The sequence below is a fragment of the Curtobacterium sp. PhB78 genome (assembly GCF_003751685.1).
Taxonomy (GTDB): Bacteria; Actinomycetota; Actinomycetes; order Actinomycetales; family Microbacteriaceae; genus Curtobacterium.
The window spans coordinates 147,466-166,180 of sequence record NZ_RKIA01000005.1 but is presented as its reverse complement, the minus strand read 5'-3'; the positions used below and the strand labels follow the sequence as shown (position 1 = coordinate 166,180).

Here is an 18,715-nt window from a genome sequence, read left to right as displayed (position 1 = left end):
CTGGAGGCCCGGTGCACGTCCGCCACGGACGCGCACCGGGCCTCCGGTCACGTTCAGGGCCGTGGGGGACGTCACGCGCGCAGCGACAGTTCGCGGACGCGGCACCGCGCGAACTGTCGCTCAGTCCGTGAAGTCGGCTGCGGGGCCCGCCGCCAGCCGCTCGGCGGCCTGCAGCAGGTGCGCGGTCACGGGGTGCGCCGGGCGCGCGAACACCGTCGCGGCGGGGCCGTGCTCGACGACCGCGCCCCGGTGCACGACCAGCACGTCGTCGGCCATCCGGCGCACGGCCCGCAGGTCGTGCGAGACGAACACCATCGCCACGCCGGTGTCGTCGCGGAGCCGCTCGAGCAGGGTCAGCACGGCGTCCTGCACGGTGGCGTCGAGGGCGGTGACCGGTTCGTCGAGGACGATCACCTCGGGGTCGGTGGCGAGTGCCCGGGCGATCGCGAGTCGCTGCCGTTGCCCACCGGACAGGGTCAGCGGCGACCGCGGCCGGATCGCCGGGTCGAGGTCCACCTGTCGCAGGGCTGCGTCCACCCGGGCGGCGAGGGAGCCACGGGCGCGGCGGTCGTCGCCCCGCGAGAACGCGTCGGCGAGGACCCGTTCGACCGACCACCGCTCGTCGAACGTGGCGCCGGGGTCCTGCACGACGGCCGCGACCCGGTGGCGTCGGGGGCGTCGGTCGTGTTCGGGGAGCGGTACCCAGGGGGCTCCGTCGAGCGAGACCGTGCCGGCGTCGGGCGTCTCGAGCCCGAGCAGCATCCGCGCCAGGGTGGTCTTGCCCGACCCCGAGGCGCCGATCACCCCGAGCACCCGCCCGCGGTCGAGCCCGAACGACACGTCGTCGACGGCGCGGACGCCCTCGTACCCGCGCGCGAGCCCGTCGGCGACGAGCACCCCCCTCGCACCGTGCGAGGTTGCGCGCTCGGTGCCGCGGTCGCCGATCGGCGCACGGTGCGTGGTCGTGCGCTCGGTGCGAGGTTGCCCGCTCGGTGCGTCGTCAGAGGCCTGCACGGAGCCATCAACCTCGCACCGGTCGACCAGATCGGCACCGTGCGCCGCGCGCACCAGGGCCTGCGTCGCGGCGTGCTGCGGATCCTGCAACACCGAGGCGACCGGGCCCTGCTCGACGATCCGGCCCTCGTGCATGACGGCCACCCGGTCGGCCCACCCCGCGACGAGCCCGAGGTCGTGCGTGATGACGAGCAGCCCCGCCCCGCGCTGCTGTGCTGCCCGCAGCTGCTCCATCACGGTGACCGCGACGCCGGCGTCCAGTGCGGTCGTGGGCTCGTCGGCGACCACGAGCGCCGGCGACCCGATGGTGGCCGCGGCGATGAGGGCCCGCTGCCGCATCCCGCCCGACAGCGTGCCGGCGAGTCGGCCGTCGGTCGCGATGTCCGGGTCGAGGCCCACCGCCCGCAGGGCATCGCGCACGGCGTCCACGCGCTCGGCCGCACCCATCTCGGTGTGCAGGCGGAGGCTGTCGGCGACCTCGCGTCCGACGGGACGCAGCGGGTCCAACGCGCCCAGGGCCTCCTGGCCGACGTAGCCGACCCGAGACCCGCGCACCTGGCGCCACCGACGATCGGAGAAGGCGCGGACGTCGAGGCCGGCGACGGTGAAGGCGTCGGCGCGGACGGCGGAGCCGGGCGCGGACAGGCCGAGTGCGGCGCGGGCGGTGACGGTCTTGCCGGAGCCGGACGCGCCGACCAGGGCGACGCACTCGCCGGCGTCGACCCGCAGGGCGACGTCGTGCACGATCGGCGTGCCCGCGATGGCGACGTGCAGCGCCTGGACCTCGAGGACGGTGGTCATCGGACGACTCCTGTTCGGCGGATCGCGCGACCGAGCACGGTGACGGCGGTCGCGAGCACCACGATGGCGAGCCCGGGGAAGGTGCTCATCCACGGTGCGGTCTGCAGGTAGGTCCGGCCGTCGGCGAGCATCGCGCCCCACTCCGGAGCCGGGGGTGGTGTGCCGACGCCGAGGTAACTCAGCGCCGAGGCCCAGACGATCGCCTGGCCGACGCCGAGTGTTGCGACCGCGACGACGGGCCAGAGTGCGGTGGGCAGGACGTGCCGGACCACGATGCGGACGGGGGAGCGGCCGAGCAGCACGGCGGTCTCGACGACCTGGGACGACCGGGCGGCACGGACCAGACCACGGACGATGCGGGCGTAGCCGGGGGCGGTGGCGAAGCCGACGGCGAGCACGGCGGGCACCGGGCCCGGGCCGGTGACGGCGATGACCACCAGGGCGACGAGCAGCAGCGGCAGGGCGAAGGCGACCTCGGTGACGCGGCCGATCACGGCGTCGAGCAGTCGGCCGATGCGTCCGGCGCCGGCGCCCAGTCCGGCGACGACCCCGAGGACGACGCCGGTCCCGCCGCCGATCAGGGTCGCGGCGACACCGACGACGAGCGAGGCCCGCGTGCCGGCGACGACCCGGGCCAGGACGTCGCGTCCGGATTCATCGGTGCCGAACGGGTGGGCGCCGCTCGGTGCGAGCAGCGCCTCGGACGGGTGCACCGCGAGCGGGTCCGCGCCGCCGAGCAGCGCCGGCCACGCGGCCGCCACGACGGCGAGCAGGACCACGGCACCCGCGACGGCGCCGGGGACGCCGAGGCCCCGTCGCCGGCGACGTGCTGCTGCCGGTCGTCCGTCGACCGGTTCACCGGTCGGGAGGCTCGGCTCGGCGATGCCGCTCACCGCGCGGCCGCCTCGTGGTCGGGTCCACGGCGTCGCGCGGCTCGCGGGGTGCGCGGGCGCGGGGCGCCGGCGCGCGGGCCTCCGGCGCGCGGGGCGCCGGTGCGCCGGCCTCCGGTGCGCGGGTCGACGACACGTTCGACGAGGTCCGCGACCGCGAGCACCACGACGTAGGCGGCGGCGGACACCAGCGCGATGCCGGCGACGAGCGGCATGTCCCGCTGCGTCACCGCGGTCACCAGGGCGCGACCGATGCCGGGCAGCGCGAACACGGACTCGACGACGACGGCGCCGGACACGAGGGACCCGAAGGCCCAGGCGGACAGGGCGATCCCGGGCAGCGCCGCGTGGCGGAGCAGGTGCCGGGCGAACAGCCCGAGTCGGGTCTCACCACGGCCCCGCGCGGCGAGGGCGAAGGCGGACCGTTGCGCGTCGACGACCCCGTCGCGCACGGTCTCGGCCAGGTACCCAGCGACCGGGACGGCCACCGTCAGCACCGGGAGCACCCAGCCGCGCACCGTGCCGTCGCTGACCGCGGGCACCCAACCGAGGGCGCTCGCGAACACCACGATGAGCACGCTGCCGAGCCAGAAGTGCGGCATCACGCTCGCGGTGACGCTCAGCGCGCTCGTCAGCCCGGCCGCGAACCGACCGCGCTGCGTCGACCACCAGGCCGCGAGGATCGCCAGGACCCAGGCGGCGACCAGGCCGGCCACCGCCAGGGTGAGCGTGACGGGCAGCTGCTGGCCGAGCAGCGTCGCGACCGGGGTGCGGAAGGCGTACGAGTCACCGAGCTGCAGGGTGGCGAGGCGTCCGAGGAACACCGCGTACTGCACGAGCACCGGCTGGTCGAGGCCGTACTCGTGCCGGACCTGGGCGACGGCCTCGGCGGAGGCCTGCGAGCCCGGACCACCGAGGATCGCGAGTGCGGGGTCGCCGGGGATGAGCCGGATCGCGACGAACACGATCGTCGCGACGGCCCAGAGCACGCCGATCCCGCCCGCGAGCCGTCGGACGGCCCACCACACCCAGGGCATCCGCGTCAGCGGTCGATCCAGGCCGTGCCGAACCAGGGCGTGGACACCGAGGTCGTCTGGATGCCGTGCACGGCCGAGCGCACCAGGAAGTGGTTCTGCTGGTCGTAGAGGGGCAGCACGGTGTCGCTCGCCAGGATCGTCTTCTGCGCCTGCTCGTACAGGTCGGCGCGCTCGTCGGCGTCCGAGGTGCGGGCCGCCTGCTCGAGCAGGGTGTCGAGTGCGGGGTCGTCGAGCTGCGCGAGGTTCGCGAAGTACCCGGACGGTGCCGGCTCGATGCTCGCGCTGTCGTACAGGATGCGCAGGACGTCGGGGCCGACCTTCGTGTACGGGGCGCTGACCACGTCGTACTCGTTCGCCGCGAGGGCCGCGTACCAGCTGGACAGGTCGAGTTCGTCGAGCACGACCTTGAACCCGACGGCCTTCTCGGACGCCTGGATCTGCTGGAACAGGCTGCGCTCGGCCGGCACCGACTGGTTCGTCGACACCGGGAACGTCACGGTGAGCTGCTGGCCGTCCTTGACACGGATGCCGTCCGACCCGACCTTCCAGCCGGCGTCGTCGAGCAGCTGCTTCGCCTTCGACGGCGAGTAGTCGAACCGGCTCTTCTCCGAGTACGCCAGCGGTTCGGCACTCGAGAGCACGGAGTACGAGCGCTTCGCGGTGCCGAGGAACAGCGACTGCAGGCCGGGGTCGATTTCGGCACCCGCGATGAACGCCTGCCGCACGGCCTCGTCACGGAACACGCCGTGGCCGGAGTTCAACTCGAGGCGGTTCGAGGCACCGGGGCGCGGGGCGTCGAGGTCGCGGATGGCGCCCTTCGCCGACGCCGCCTTGAGCTGGTCGGGCTGCGCGTTGTCGATGACGTCGACCTGGCCGGACTGCAGCGCCGCGTAGCGCGACGTCGAGTCGGGCAGGAACCGCCACGTGATGCCGGACAGGCGCGGCTTCGTCTTCCCCCAGTAGTCACTGTTCTTCGTCAGGGTGACGCGGTCGCCGTGCTTCCACCCGGTGACCTCGAACGGGCCGGTGCCGACGGGGGACTCGCAGTTCGTCGCCTGCTTGCGTTCGAGCGCCTTCGGGGACTCCATGCCGACCCACGGCTGCGAGAACGACTCGAGCAGCGCGCTGTCCGGACGGCTCAGGGAGAGCGTCACGGTGTGGTCGTCGGTGGCCGTCGCCTTCGTGATGGACTGCAGCGCGAGGTACCCGGTGCTCGACGCGGTGGCCGGGTCCTGCACGTGCTCGATGTTCGCCACGACGGCGGCGGCGTCGAACGGGGTGCCGTCGGTGAAGGTGACGTCGTCGCGCAGCGTGAAGGTGAGGGTCGTGCCGTCGTCGCTCGTGGTCCACTTCGTCGCGAGCTCGGGCGTCGGCTCGCCGTCCTCGAGCCCGACGAGCTCCTCGATGTACTGCGTCGCCAGGAGCGCCTGCGGGTAGTTGCCGCCGACGTGCGGGTCGAGGCAGGTGGGCTCGGCGTCACCGGAGGCGTACGTCAGGGTCCCGCCGCTCACCGGCTTGCTGCTCGTGGTGCTCGTCCCCGCGCCGCTGCACCCCGCGAGGACGAGGACGACTGCTGTGGCGCTCGCGACGGCGGCGACGGTTTTCTGTACTGAGTCCAAGATCATGGCTGGACGAGTCTAGCGGTTTACTGGGGCCCATGGACGAACCGATCCGCCGCGGTGGCCGCCCTCGACGCTCGAGCGCCGAGGTCCTCGCGGACGCCGCTGCCGAGCTGTTCCTCGAGCAGGGGTACGCACGCACCACGGTCGACCAGATCGCCGTGCGTGCGGGGGTCAGTCGCGCGACGTTCTTCAACTACTTCACGGCGAAGTCCGACGTGATGTGGCTCGAGCTCGACGCCGCGGTCGCGGGGCTGCCCGGGTACCTGGCGGCCTCGACCGAACCCAGTCCGGTGCGTGCGGTGGAGCAGGCCCTGCTCGCCGCGGCCCGGGCCCACGACCCCGAGCGGGTGCCGTGGGCGGTCGCGCAGGCCGAGGTGATGGGCATCGGCTCCGAGCTCGTCGCCGGGGTCGCCGTCCGGGTGATGGCGCAGCACGGGGCCGTCGCCGCCTTCGTGGCCGGGCGCACGGGGGAGCAGCCGGGGTCGCTCTGGCCGCAGACGGTCTCGGGTGCGGTGCTCGGGGCGGCTGCTGCGGCGTTCGGGGTGTGGGTCGCCGACGGGGTGGCCCGACGACCGCTCGTCGAGTACGTCGCGGCGGCGCTGACCCCGGTGGTCGCCGGCCTCGACGCCCGCTGACGCCGACGACGCTCGCCCGCGCGTCAGTCGGTGCGCAGCGTCCCGGCGCCGCCGGCGGCCACGTCCGAGGCCGTCCCGTCGCGCACGACATCGGGCACCTCGTCGCTCGTCGGCCGCAGCGAGGCGTCACCCGGATAGCTCAGCGTCAACACGGCTTCCTCGATGTACGGGCTGTCCTCGAGCGACTTCTCGACGTCGCGCAACCGCACCGCGACGTGCTCCTCGTTCTCGTTGCCCGTCAGGTCGACGGCGGCGACGAGGTACACCCGCGACGGTCCGACGAACTCCAGGTGCAGGTAGGTGACGCGTTCGATCTGCGAGCGGCCGAGCAGCTCGACGAGCACGGCGTTCTCGAGCTCGGGCGACGTGCTCTCGCCGAGCAGGAAGCGGCGGTTGCGGTCGATGAGGATGATCGCCACGACCCCGAGCAGCAGGCCGATCGCGATGGACCCGATCGCGTCGAAGATCGCCAGGCCGGTGATCTGGTGCAGGAACACCCCGAGGAACGCGACGACGAGGCCGATGAGCGCAGCGGCGTCCTCGGCGAACACGGCCCGCAGCGTCGGGTTCGAGGACTGCAGCACGTGGCGCAGCACCGGCACCTTGCGCTTCGTCGCCGCTCCGTGCGCCTGGCGGTAGGCCTGCAGGAAGCTCGTGCCCTCGAGGCAGAACGACAGCGCGAGCACGATGTAGTTGAGCAGGACGTCCTCGGCCGGACCCGTCTCGCCGAGCTCGGAGATGCCGTGGTAGATCGACACGATGGCGCCCGCGGTGAACAGCCCGAACGCGGCGAACATCGACCAGATGTAGGTCTCGCGTCCGTACCCGAGCGGGTGTGCGGTGTCGCGCTTCCGCGCGCCCCGTCGTTCGGCGACCAGCAGGAAGATCTCGTTGCCGGTGTCCGCCCACGAGTGCGCTGCCTCGGCCACCATCGAGGCCGAACCCGAGATGAGCGACGCGATGGTCTTCGCGATCGCGACGAGCAGGTTCGCGCCGAAGGCGATGATGACGGTGAGGGAGGACTCCGGGCGTTCGCCGGAGGCAGAGTCGTCGGGCATCCCTCCAGCATGCTCCCGTCCGCTAAACTCGTGTCACACGAGCGTCGATCCGGCCATCACCGGGGAGCTCCCGGAAGAACGCGGTCCGCGCGAGCGGCTCGTCAGTAGAACCGGGCGGACCGGGCCGCACCGAACCCGAACACGAGCGGTCGTGACGTGCGGACAGCACGGCGTGGCAAGCGAGGTGGTACCGCGGAGCGTGCTCCGTCCTCGTGGAGATCGAGCGAACCCACAAGGAGTCCCGGTGCCGTACCCGTTGAACGCCGATGCCGATGGCGTCGTCCCCTCGCCGTCCTTCCCCGCCGTCGAGCGGGGGATCCTCGCCTTCTGGAAGGGCGACGACACGTTCCAGGCGTCCATCGACCAGCGCCAGGGCTGCGACGAGTGGACCTTCTACGACGGCCCGCCGTTCGCGAACGGCCTGCCGCACTACGGTCACCTGCTGACCGGGTACGCCAAGGACGTCTTCCCGCGGTACCAGACGATGCGCGGCAAGCAGGTGCACCGACGCTTCGGCTGGGACACCCACGGGCTGCCCGCCGAGCTCGAGGCGATGCGCCAGCTCGGCATCACCGAGAAGCACGAGATCGACGAGATGGGCGTCGACGTGTTCAACGCCGCCGCCAAGAAGTCCGTGCTGCAGTACACCGACGAGTGGCAGCAGTACGTCACCCGCCAGGCGCGCTGGGTCGACTTCGAGGACGACTACAAGACGCTCGACACGACGTTCATGGAGAGCGTGCTGTGGGCGTGGAAGCAGCTCTGGGACAAGGGCCTGGCGTACGAGGGCTTCCGGGTCCTGCCGTACTGCTGGAACGACCAGACGCCGCTGTCGAACCACGAGCTGCGCATGGACGACGACGTCTACAAGATGCGCCAGGACCAGTCCGTCACGGTGTCGTTCCCGCTGCAGGGTGCGCGCGCCGAGTCGCTCGGGCTGGCCGGCGTGCGTGCGCTCGCCTGGACCACGACCCCCTGGACCCTGCCCACGAACGCCGCGTTGGCCGTCGGGCCTGCGGTCTCGTACGTGGTGCTCCCTGCGGGGCCGGGAGGCGCGGCTGACGGTGCCGACGCCGGTTCCGTCCACTACCTGCTGGCTTCGGACACCGTGGCCGCCTACGCGAAGGACCTCGGCTACGAGACGGCCGAGGACGCCGCTGCCGCGGTCGTCCGCACCCTGGCGGGTGCGGAGCTCGACGGCGTCGAGTACGAGCGCCTGTTCGAATACCTGGCCGATGCCGAGGGCATGGAGCACGCCTGGCGCATCCTGGTCGCCGACTACGTCGAGACCGGCGAGGGCACCGGCATCGTGCACCAGGCCCCGGCCTACGGTGCCGACGACCAGGTGGTCTGTGCTGCCGCCGGTATCCCCGTGGTGCTCTCCCTCGACGAGGGCGGGGTCTTCACCTCGCAGTTCGGCGAGGTCGCCGGCATGCTCTGGTCCGACGCGAACAAGCCGCTGACCAAGGCCGTCCGCGACGCCGGTCGTCTGCTCCGCCAGGCGTCCTACGAGCACAGCTACCCGCACTGCTGGCGGTGCCGGAAGCCCCTCATCTACAAGGCCGTGTCGTCGTGGTTCGTGCGGGTCACCGACTTCCGCGACCGCATGGGCGAGCTCAACCAGGACATCAACTGGGTGCCGGAGAACGTCAAGGACGGCCAGTTCGGCAAGTGGGTCGGCAACGCCATCGACTGGTCGGTGTCGCGCAACCGCTACTTCGGCACGCCGATCCCGGTGTGGCAGTCCGATGACCCCGAGTACCCGCGCACCGACGTGTACGGCTCGCTCGAGGACATCGAGCGCGACTTCGGCCGCCTGCCGCTGAACGCCGACGGCGAGGTCGACCTGCACCGCCCGTTCATCGACGACCTGACCCGTCCGAACCCCGACGACCCCACGGGGAACTCGACGATGCGCCGGATCACCGACGTGTTCGACGTCTGGTTCGACTCCGGGTCGATGCCGTACGCCCAGGTGCACTACCCGTTCGAGAACCGGGAGTGGTTCGAGTCGCACAACCCGGCCGACTTCATCGTCGAGTACATCGGGCAGACCCGCGGCTGGTTCTACGTCATGCACGTGCTGTCCACGGCACTGTTCGACCGGCCTGCTTTCAAGAACGTCATCAGCCACGGCATCGTCCTCGGCTCGGACGGTCAGAAGATGTCGAAGTCGCTGCGGAACTACCCGGACGTCTCCGAGGTGTTCGACCGCGACGGCGCCGACGCCATGCGCTGGTTCCTGATGTCCTCGTCGGTGATCCGCGGTGGCAACCTCGTCGTCACCGAGGAGGGCATCCGCCAGGGCGTCCGCGAGTTCATGCTGCCGCTGTGGTCGACGTACTACTTCTTCACCCTGTACGCGAACGCATCGGGGGAGTCGGGGTACCAGGCCACCCGTCGAACGGACAGCACCGACGTCCTCGACCGGTACCTGCTCGCGAAGACCCGGGTGCTCGTGTCCGACGTGCAGCAGCACCTCGACGCGCTCGACACCCCGCTCGCGGCCCAGGCCGTCCGCGACTTCGCCGACGTGCTGACGAACTGGTACGTCCGCCGGTCGCGCGACAAGTTCTGGACCGGGGCCGACGGTGCGGCAGGGGACGACGCCCGTGCGGCCTTCGACACCCTGTACACGGTGCTCGAGACCCTGACCCGCGTCGCGGCCCCGCTCGCCCCGCTCGTCACCGAGGAGATCTGGAAGGGCCTGACCGGTGGTCGGAGCGTGCACCTGACGGACTTCCCCGACGCGGCCGAGTTCCCCGCCGACGACGCCCTCGTCGCGGCGATGGACCGCGTGCGCGACGTCGCCTCGAAGGGCCTCGCCCTCCGCAAGGCGACCGGCAAGCGCGTCCGGCTGCCGCTCGCCACGCTCACCCTCGTGGTGCCGGACCCGGCGGCGGTCGAACCGTTCGCCGACATCCTGCGCGACGAGCTGAACGTCAAGCGGGTCGTGCTCGAGGCGCAGGCCGAGGAGTCACTGGCGCAGTACGGCATCGAGCGGAAGCTGACCGTCAACGCCCGCGTCGCCGGCCCGCGCATCGGCAAGGCCGTGCAGCAGGTGATCCCGGCCGCGAAGAAGGGCGACTGGACCGCGACCGAGTCCGGCGTGACCGTCGGCGGTGTCGACCTGGTCGAGGGCGAGTACACGCTCGACCTCACCGTCGCCGACCCGTCGGTCGCCGTGGCGTTCCTCGACGAGGGCGGCTTCGTGGTGCTCGACACCGTGACCACGCCCGAGCTCGAGGCCGAGGGGCTCGCCCGCGACGTCGTCCGTGCCGTCCAGCAGGCCCGGCGCGACGCCGACCTGGACGTCAGCGACCGCATCGTCCTGACCCTCGGGGTCGACGAGGCCGCCGACGCGTCGGTGCGCACCCACCAGCAGCTCATCGCGGGGGAGACCCTGGCGACGAGCGTCGAGATCGTGCCCCTCGGGGCAGGCGCCACCACCGATGTCGGTGACGGCGCGAAGGTGACCGTGGAGGTGTCACGCGCATGAGCGACGACGACCAGTACGACGAGCACGACCAGCACGACCAGCACGACGAGGACGGCATCCGGATCCCGGTGGGGCCGTCCGGTGACGCTCCGGTCGAGGCCGTGCCGTACGGCGGTGACGACGACGAGGTCAAGCGCGTCGAGGCCGCCCTGTACGCCCGGATCGGTGAGCAGTCGCCCGAGCACCGCCTGACCGCGACCCGTCGCGCCGTCGAGCTGCTCGGCGACCCGCACCTGGCGTACCCGGTGATCCACATCACCGGCACGAACGGCAAGACGTCCACCGCGCGCACGACCGAGAGCATCGTCCGTGCCCACGGTCTGCGCACCGGCCTGATGACGAGCCCGCACCTGGTGTCGATCCGGGAGCGCATCGTCATCGACGGGCAGCCGATCGAGCCGAGCCGGCTCGTCGAGAACTGGGACGACATCGCCCCGGTCCTCGAACTGACCGACCAGGAGCTCACCGCCAAGGGCGAGCTCCCGCTCACCTTCTTCGAGGCACTGACCGTCCTGGCCCTGGCGTGCTTCGCCGAGGCGCCGGTCGACGTCGCCGTGATCGAGGTCGGCATGGGCGGCGAGTGGGACTCCACCAACGTCGTGCAGAGCCAGGTCGCGGTGTTCACGCCGATCGCCATCGACCACGCGAAGCAGCTCGGCAGCACGGTGGCGGAGATCGCGCGGACCAAGTCCGGGATCATCAAGCCGTCGTCCGCCGTGGTGTCGAGCGAGCAGGTCCCCGAGGCACTCGTCGAACTCGAGCGTGCCGCCGAGCTCACCGAGTCGACCCTCGCGGTCGAGGGCACCGGGTTCAGCGTCGTGGACGTCACGCCGGCGGTGGGCGGTCAGCTCATCACCGTGCAGGGGATCGCCGGCCGCTACGACGACCTGTTCCTGCCGCTGTTCGGGCGGCACCAGGCCCACAACGCGGCCGTGGCGATCGCCGCGGTCGAGTCGTTCCTCGGTCGGGGCACCCAGGCGCTCGACGAGGACGTCCTGTCCGAGGGCCTCGCCGGTGCCACCAGCCCCGGTCGCCTCCAGCCGATCGCCACCGACCCGACCGTCGTGGTCGACGCGGCGCACAACCCGCACGGTGCCAAGGCCCTGGCCGAGGCCCTGCCGGTGGCCTTCCCGTCCGAGCACGTCGTCGGCGTCGTCGGGATCCTCGGCGACAAGGACGCCCGCGGGTTCGTCCGCGCGCTGAAGGGCACCGTCGAGACCTTCGTCGTCACGCAGCCCCCGGGGGAGCGTGCCCTCGACGCGGACGCCTTCGCCAAGGTCGTCGTGGACGAGGTCGGCGCGGATCGCGTCGTGGTCGAGCCGTCACTCGCCGCCGCGCTGCAGCAGGCACGCGACCTGGCGGACGAGGCGGACGCCGAGGACGCCCTCGTGCTCGTCGCGGGCTCCATCGTGATGGTGGGTGCGGTCATGGACCTGGTCCACCGGGAAGGCGAGACGAAGTGACGAACGCACCACGTCCCCACGAGCACGGCCAGCCGACCTCTCCGCAAGCTCCGCGGTCGTCTGGAACCGGCTCGCGTGGGCCCACCTCCCGGCCGGGGCGCGCACCGCGCACCCGGAAGCCGCGACGCGACCGCGGGGCGCAGGAGAGCCTGCTGTCGATCGCGCTCGTGCTCGAGGCGATGATGTTCTTCTTCCCGATGCTCGTCGTGTTCGGCAAGGGGACCCTGCCGCCGGCCCTGGCGTTCGGCGGCGGCATCGGTGCGATGGTCGTGCTGGCGCTGGCCTCACGTCTGACCGGCAACCCCGCCGGTGTAGGGTTCGGGTGGCTGCTGCAGGCGGCCATCCTCGCCACCGGGTTCATCGAACCGTTCATGTTCGCGGTCGCCGTGGTGTTCCTGGCGCTGTGGGTCTTCTGCTTCGTCAAGGGCGGTCAACTCGACCGCCAGAACGCCGCGCGCCGGGCCGCCATGGGCGAGGACTGACCACCCCTCCGATCCCGCGAACACACTAGGAGTACTGCGTGTCCGACCTCGAAGAGACCCTCGTCCTCGTCAAGCCCGACGGCGTCGCCCGCCAGCTCACCGGTGAGATCCTCCGCCGCATCGAGTCGAAGGGCTACGAGATCGTCGACCTGAAGATGCTCACCGCGCCGCGCGACCTGTTGGACGCGCACTACGAGGAGCACCAGGGCAAGCCGTTCTTCGAGCCGCTCGTCGAGTTCATGCAGTCCGGTCCGGTCGTCGCCGTGCGCGTCGCCGGCAACGGCGTGATCGCCGGCTTCCGGTCGCTCGCCGGCACCACCGACCCCACCAGCGCCGCGCCGGGCACCATCCGTGGCGACCTCGGTCGCGACTGGGGCCTCAAGGTGCAGCAGAACCTGGTGCACGGGTCGGACAGCACCGAGTCGTCGGCGCGCGAGCTCGCGCTCTGGTTCGCCTGAGACGCCGGGGGAACGACTCGTGACGAACAACGACCGACCCACCAAGAACGAGCGTCGCCAGCACGCGCGTGAGGTCTCGCGCCAGCGCGCCGACGCCGAGAAGCGTCGCAAGCGCCGCAACAAATGGTTCCTGCAGGGCGGTATCGGCCTGGGCATCATCGCGATCGCCGCGATCATCACGCTCGTCGTGGTGAACGTGAACAACGCGCCCGCCGTGTCCGCTGCCGGGCCGAAGAACATGGCCACCGGCGCGATCCAGTTCACCGGCGAGGGCGGCGAGGTCACCCCGGTGACCACGAAGGCCGTCACCGCGAAGGGCACCCCGTCGGCGGTCCCGACGTCGAACACCGACGGTGCGGTCGCGGTCACCGAGTACGTCGACTGGGCCTGCCCGGTCTGCAAGCAGTTCGAGGGCGCCTACGCCGACCAGATCCTGGACAAGGTGCAGTCGGGCGACGCGACGCTGGCCATCCAGCCGGTGTCCATCCTCGACCGCAGCTACCAGAGCTCGCGCTACGCCAGCCGGGCCGCGAACGCCGCGATGTGCGTCGCGAACTACGCGCCGGACAAGTTCCTGGACGTCCAGACGCAGTTCTTCGACAACCAGCCCACCGAGGGCACCTCGGGCCTGACGAACGCCGAGATCGCGAAGCTCGTGAAGGCGGGCGGCGCGACCGGGTCGAACGTCTCCGAGTGCCTGTCGACCGAGCAGTTCAAGGGCTGGGTGACGAAGTCCACGAAGCTCGTCACCGCGGACGAGGCACTGCAGGGCACGCAGGGCTTCGGCACGCCGACCGTGGTCGTGAACGGCAAGCGCCTCGACGACCTCAGCACGGTCATCACCGCGATCGACGCCGCGGCGAAGTAGCACCACCCGCACGAGCGAAGGCCCCCCGCTTCCATCCGGAAGCGGGGGCCTTCGTCGTCGCGCTGCCTCGTGCCTACGCGGCGCCACCGTTCTGCTCGACGAAGGACGCGAAGGCGTCGGTGTCGGTCAGGGAGCCGGTGAACTGCTTGCCGTTGACGATGATCGTCGGGGTGCTCGTCACCTTGTCGAGCGACGAGTTCGGGATCGGGTCGTTCATGACCCGGTTCGTGGCGTCGGCGACCCACCCGGCGAAGTGCTGCCCGGTGATGCACGAGGTGACCTTGCTGTTCGTCGCGCCGGCGTCCTTCGCCAGCGACGCCAGCTCGTCGTTCGTCAGGCCCTTGGTGCTCTCGGACGGCTGGTTCTCGTAGAGCGACGTGTTGTACGCCAGGAACGCGTCGGGGTCGTAGTCCGCGACACAGGCGGCCGCGGCGGCTGAGCGCGTGGAGTACTTCGAGCCGAGCGACACCCGGTCGAGCAGGTTGAACGGGTGCAGTTCGAGCGTCGCGGACCCGGCCTTCACCCACTGCTCGATCTGGTCCATCTGCGCCGTCTCGAACTGGTTGCAGTACGGGCACATGTAGTCCGAGTACACGGTGATGTTCGCCACCGAGTCGTCCTGCTCCGTCGCCGTCGGGGTCCCACCGTCGGGTGTGGCCTTGGTCTCGACGGGCACGATCTCGCCGCTCTGGCCGGTGAACAGGATGCCGTCGCTCGCCATGTTCCGCGGCCCGGGCCCCGCGGGTTGCACCGAGTTCGCGATCACCAGGACGACCACGGCGACGACCGCCAGGCTGCCGACGATGATGCCGCTGATCCCGAGCGTCTTGTTGCGGCGACGTCGCGCCTGCTCCTGCACCCGGGCTTCGCGAGCGCGCTCTCGGGCGGCGTCGCGACGGACCTTCTTGCTCTCGTTCTCGCTCATCGAGATCGAGCGTAGGTGCTGCCCGGAGGTCGATCGGGCGTCCTGCCTGGGAAGCCCCCAGGAATTCGGTGACGCGTCATCGATGTGTCATCGGTGCCGCATCGAGAACGCTCAGCGGCGGATCAGAAGACCGTCAGGATGGTCGGGAACTTGATGATGATCGTCACGACGATGAACAGGTAGTTCGCCAGCGGGAACGCCCAGCAGAACGGGAGCAGCGCCCGGCCGACCCGCTGGGTGCGGGCACCGAAGCGGCCCTGCGCGGCGTTCCAGATCGTGAACACCCAGAACATCGGGATCGTCATCGACCACACGAGCATGCACCACGGGCACAGCGCGCCGATGAACCAGACGGTCTGGGTGAAGAGCCACGTCACGAAGACCCACGCCAGGAACACGCCGGCGTTGAACGCGATCCAGAACCACCGCGAGCCGTTGCGGAAGCCCGCGAGCATCATCACCGCGACGGCGATCGGCGCCACGAAGCCCATCACGCCGAGCAGTGGGTTCGGGAACCCGAACAGGTGACCCTGCCAGCTCGCCATCACGTCCGAGCAGCTGATGAACGGGTTCACGTCGCACGAGAGCACCGTGTCGGGGTCGGCGTACTTCTTGAACTCGTCGAGCACCAGGGAGAAGGACCCGTACAGGCCGACGAACCCGGTGATCAAGAGGAAGACGGCCATCGCGACCGGACGACGGGGGGCAGGCGCTGACGTGCTCACGCCGTCATCATCGCATGCGGCTTCCGGTCCTTTCCGGGAGCGGCGTGCGATACTGGCCGGAGGTCGTGCGGGCAACCGCAGACCGAAGAGAGCTTTCCGGGCAGTGCCCCACGGGGCAGTGTCCGGACGATCAGGTGCGGTGAGAGCGCACCGTGGTCGGGACAGCGTCACTCCGACGCCGAGCCGACCCGGGCCGGGTGCCCGGACCGGAACGGCAGCGGACGCAACGAGAAGTTGACGCAGACCGATCACGAAGACAGCGAGCGCGGGGCGTCGACGCCACCGCCACAACCAAAGAATTCCCGCCGCCTGACAAGGGTGCGAGTGGGGCCGAGGAGTGCGCCAGTCCATGGTGGAGCAGAACAACGACAACACGACCAACGACGAGAACGCCCCGAAGCGTCGGACCCGCCTGTTCGGCGGACGCCGCGCCCGGTCGTCCGGCCAGCAGGTCGCGGCCGACGCCGTGCAGGTGCCGGCCGTCGACGCGCCCCTCGCGCTGACGGACGGGGCACCGGCAGACGGGGCACCGGCAGAAGCCGTGTCCGTCGCGGTCGAGGCCGTCTCCGCGCAGAGCGCCGAGCCGGACGACGTGAGCACGCTGACCGGCGACCTGCCGGTGGTGACGGCCGAGCCGACCGAGCCCGCAGCCGACGTGGCGGAGCCGAGTGGTGCCTCCCGTCCGACCGAGACCGAGCCGACGGCCGAGGCGAGCGAACCCGCCGCCCCAGCCGAGCCGTTCGTCCCGAAGGCGACGAGCACGCTCAGCCTGATCTTCCACGCCCCCGTCCTGCCGGAGCTGCCGCGCCGTGCCGCGCGGTACGAACGCGACGAGGACGACCGAGACGACCGCTACGAGCGCTCCGACCGCTCCGAGCGCGAGGACCGGTTCGACCGCGATGACCGGTACGACACCGACGAGCGTGAGGAGCAGGGCGGATCCCGCCGGCGCTCGCGTCGTCGGGGGAGCAGCGCCGACCGCGAGGCCCGTGCGCCGCGCGAGCCGCGCGACCACCAGGAGCCCCGCCGCCGCGAGCCCGAGCTCATCACCGAGCCGCAGCGCATCAAGGGCTCGACCCGGCTCGAGGCGAAGAAGCAGCGCCGACGCGACGGCCGTGACGCCGGACGCCGCCGCCAGGTCGTGAGCGAGGACGAGTTCCTCGCCCGCCGCGAGAGCGTCGACCGCCAGATGATCGTCCGCTCCAGCTCGTCGACCATCGAGATCGGCGTGCTCGAGGACGGCATCCTCGCCGAGCACTACATCACCAAGTCCGAGAACGTGTCGCTGATCGGCAACGTCTACCTCGGCAAGGTGCAGAACGTCCTGCCGTCGATGGAGGCCGCCTTCGTCGACATCGGTCGCGGCCGCAACGCCGTGCTGTACGCCGGCGAGGTCGACTGGAACTCGGTCGACACCAGCCACGGCCGTCGCATCGAGGCCGCGCTCAAGCCGGGCGACAAGGTCCTGGTCCAGGTCACGAAGGACCCCGTCGGCCACAAGGGCGCCCGCCTGACCAGCCAGGTCTCGCTGCCCGGTCGCTACCTGGTCTACGTGCCGAACGGCTCGATGAACGGGATCTCGCGCAAGCTGCCCGACACCGAGCGTGCGCGCCTGAAGAAGATCCTGAAAGAGGTCCTGCCGGAGCACGCGGGCGTCATCGTGCGCACCGCTGCCGAAGGTGCGACGGAAGAGCAGCTCACCCGCGACGTGCAGCGCCTGACCAGCCAGTGGGAGGCCATCCAGAAGAAGGTCGCCGGTGGCCAGGCCCCGGTGATGCTGCACTCGGAGCCGGACCTGCTCGTCAAGATCGTGCGTGACGTCTTCAACGAGGACTTCACGAAGCTCATCATCGACGGCGAGGCCGCCGGCGGCACCATCGACGAGTACCTGTCGGCCGTCGCGCCCGACCTGAAGGACCGCGTCGTCCGCTACGAGGGCCCGGACTCCTTCGAGGAGTACCGCCTGAACGAGCAGATCGACAAGGCGCTCGACCGTAAGGTCTGGCTGCCCTCCGGTGGTTCGCTCGTCATCGACCGCACCGAGGCCATGACGGTCGTCGACGTCAACACGGGCAAGTTCGTCGGCTCCGGGGGCAACCTCGAGGAGACGGTCACGAAGAACAACCTCGAGGCCGCCGAGGAACTCGTCCGCCAGCTCCGCCTGCGCGACATCGGCGGCATCATCGTCGTCGACTTCATCGACATGGTGCTCGAGGAGAACCGCGACCTCGTGCTCCGACGCCTGATCGAGTGCCTGAGCCGCGACCGCACGAAGCACCAGGTCGCCGAGGTCACCTCGCTCGGCCTCGTGCAGATGACCCGCAAGAAGATCGGCGTCGGCCTGCGCGAGTCGCTCGACGAGGTCAACGCGAAGGTCAACGACAACAACGCCGATCCGGGCCCGAGCAAGGGGCGCCGCAAGGGGCGCAGTGGTGCCGGTGGCAACGGCAACGGCAGCAACGGCAACGGTGGCAACGGGCACGGCAACGGCGGGGGCAACTCCGGCGGTGGCTCGGGTTCCGGTTCGTCGAACGGGCAGTCGAGCCAGGCGCACCAGATCACCGACGACGTGAAGAGCGCGCTGTCGCGGATCGCCGCCTCGACGATCCCGCACGAGGACTCGCCGGCATCGCCGACCTCGGCGGAGGCACCGACCTCGGCCGACGTCCCCGCAGCGACGTCCGCGTCCGACGACTCCGGAGCGGGCGAACAGCCCACCGGGTCGAAGCGTCGGCGCCGTGGCGGCCGTGGTGGACGGAGCGGTGAGCAGTCGAACGCTGCCGCGACCGAAGCCACCGAGGTCGCTGAGTCGGCGCCCGTCGCAGTCGAGGCGGAGGCCGCTGTCGAGCCGAAGCGCGACGAGCCGAAGCGCGACGAGCCGAAGCAGGCTGCGCCGAAGCAGGCGGTCGCTGAGGCTGCTGCTCCTGCCGCCGAGCCGAAGGCCAAGGCCCCGGCCCGCCGTCGGGTCAGCTCCAGCGCGACGGTGACCCCGACCGACAACACGGTCGCGATCCTGGACATCCCGCTCAACGCGGCCCCGAAGCGCGAGCCGCGTCAGGTCGCCCCGGACGCCGAGTCGCTGTTGGACTCCGTGCTCCAGGCGCTGCCGGAGCCGAAGCAGCCGGGTCAGGGTCGTTCGCGGTCCCGCCGGGTGTCGTCGCCGAGCATCAGTGCGCCGGCCACGACCGAGGGTGCGTCCGGCGAGGACACCGACGGCTCCGTCATCCTGGGGAACTGA

At 71.3% G+C, this 18,715-nt stretch carries 14 protein-coding genes; 7 read left to right on the top strand and 7 right to left on the bottom strand.

Annotated features, from left to right (window positions below):
* Positions 1–120: 120 nt before the first annotated feature.
* Genes EDF53_RS13000 through EDF53_RS12985 form a run of 4 tightly spaced genes read right to left on the bottom strand, consistent with a single transcriptional unit; the run spans position 121 to position 5,367 of the window.
* Complete coding sequence (locus tag EDF53_RS13000; RefSeq protein WP_123293969.1) at positions 121–1,815, bottom strand: ABC transporter ATP-binding protein; 1,695 nt, start codon at positions 1,813–1,815, stop codon at positions 121–123.
* On the bottom strand, positions 1,812–2,708 hold the full coding sequence (locus EDF53_RS12995) for an ABC transporter permease (protein ID WP_260215646.1): 897 nt from the start codon (positions 2,706–2,708) through the stop codon (positions 1,812–1,814). The genes EDF53_RS13000 and EDF53_RS12995 overlap by 4 nt, the downstream gene beginning before the upstream one ends.
* On the bottom strand, positions 2,705–3,742 hold the full coding sequence (locus EDF53_RS12990) for an ABC transporter permease (RefSeq protein ID WP_260215645.1): 1,038 nt from the start codon (positions 3,740–3,742) through the stop codon (positions 2,705–2,707). Before EDF53_RS12990 ends, EDF53_RS12995 begins: the two co-directional genes overlap by 4 nt.
* Positions 3,743–3,747: 5 nt before the next feature.
* On the bottom strand, positions 3,748–5,367 hold the full coding sequence (locus EDF53_RS12985; protein WP_123293968.1) for an ABC transporter substrate-binding protein: 1,620 nt from the start codon (positions 5,365–5,367) through the stop codon (positions 3,748–3,750).
* A gap of 32 nt (positions 5,368–5,399) precedes the next feature.
* Between EDF53_RS12985 and EDF53_RS12980 the strand changes: the two genes are divergently transcribed.
* Positions 5,400–5,999, top strand: coding sequence for a TetR/AcrR family transcriptional regulator (locus tag EDF53_RS12980; protein ID WP_123293967.1), 600 nt, complete (start codon positions 5,400–5,402; stop codon positions 5,997–5,999).
* Positions 6,000–6,022: 23 nt separating this feature from the next.
* On the opposite strand, the gene EDF53_RS12975 is transcribed toward EDF53_RS12980, so the two are convergent.
* A complete protein-coding gene (locus tag EDF53_RS12975) occupies positions 6,023–7,057 on the bottom strand; it encodes a cation diffusion facilitator family transporter (RefSeq protein WP_123293966.1) in 1,035 nt (344 codons plus the stop codon).
* Positions 7,058–7,301: 244 nt separating this feature from the next.
* Between EDF53_RS12975 and ileS the strand changes: the two genes are divergently transcribed.
* From ileS to EDF53_RS12950, 5 genes are read left to right on the top strand one after another with little or no spacing between them, the layout of a single operon-like run.
* On the top strand, positions 7,302–10,556 hold the full coding sequence (ileS, locus tag EDF53_RS12970; RefSeq protein WP_123293965.1) for an isoleucine--tRNA ligase: 3,255 nt from the start codon (positions 7,302–7,304) through the stop codon (positions 10,554–10,556).
* On the top strand, positions 10,553–12,019 hold the full coding sequence (locus EDF53_RS12965; RefSeq protein ID WP_185003204.1) for a folylpolyglutamate synthase/dihydrofolate synthase family protein: 1,467 nt from the start codon (positions 10,553–10,555) through the stop codon (positions 12,017–12,019). The genes ileS and EDF53_RS12965 overlap by 4 nt, the downstream gene beginning before the upstream one ends.
* A complete protein-coding gene (locus EDF53_RS19005) occupies positions 12,016–12,501 on the top strand; it encodes a DUF4233 domain-containing protein (protein WP_148058353.1) in 486 nt (161 codons plus the stop codon). The genes EDF53_RS12965 and EDF53_RS19005 overlap by 4 nt, the downstream gene beginning before the upstream one ends.
* A gap of 38 nt (positions 12,502–12,539) precedes the next feature.
* Positions 12,540–12,959 carry a nucleoside-diphosphate kinase gene (gene ndk / locus EDF53_RS12955; RefSeq protein WP_111084529.1) on the top strand — a complete coding sequence of 140 codons (420 nt, stop codon included), beginning with the start codon at positions 12,540–12,542 and terminating at the stop codon, positions 12,957–12,959.
* A gap of 19 nt (positions 12,960–12,978) precedes the next feature.
* Positions 12,979–13,827: a thioredoxin domain-containing protein gene (locus EDF53_RS12950; RefSeq protein ID WP_123293963.1), complete on the top strand. Its 849-nt coding sequence runs from the start codon at positions 12,979–12,981 to the stop codon at positions 13,825–13,827.
* Positions 13,828–13,900: 73 nt separating this feature from the next.
* On the opposite strand, the gene EDF53_RS12945 is transcribed toward EDF53_RS12950, so the two are convergent.
* Both EDF53_RS12945 and EDF53_RS12940 read right to left on the bottom strand, forming a co-directional pair.
* Positions 13,901–14,752: a thioredoxin domain-containing protein gene (locus EDF53_RS12945; RefSeq protein ID WP_123293962.1), complete on the bottom strand. Its 852-nt coding sequence runs from the start codon at positions 14,750–14,752 to the stop codon at positions 13,901–13,903.
* 122 nt (positions 14,753–14,874) lie between these two features.
* On the bottom strand, positions 14,875–15,477 hold the full coding sequence (locus tag EDF53_RS12940) for a vitamin K epoxide reductase family protein (RefSeq protein ID WP_260215639.1): 603 nt from the start codon (positions 15,475–15,477) through the stop codon (positions 14,875–14,877).
* 349 nt (positions 15,478–15,826) lie between these two features.
* Between EDF53_RS12940 and EDF53_RS12935 the strand changes: the two genes are divergently transcribed.
* Positions 15,827–18,715 (top strand): Rne/Rng family ribonuclease, encoded by a 2,889-nt coding sequence (locus EDF53_RS12935; protein WP_123293960.1) that lies wholly within the window; start codon positions 15,827–15,829, stop codon positions 18,713–18,715.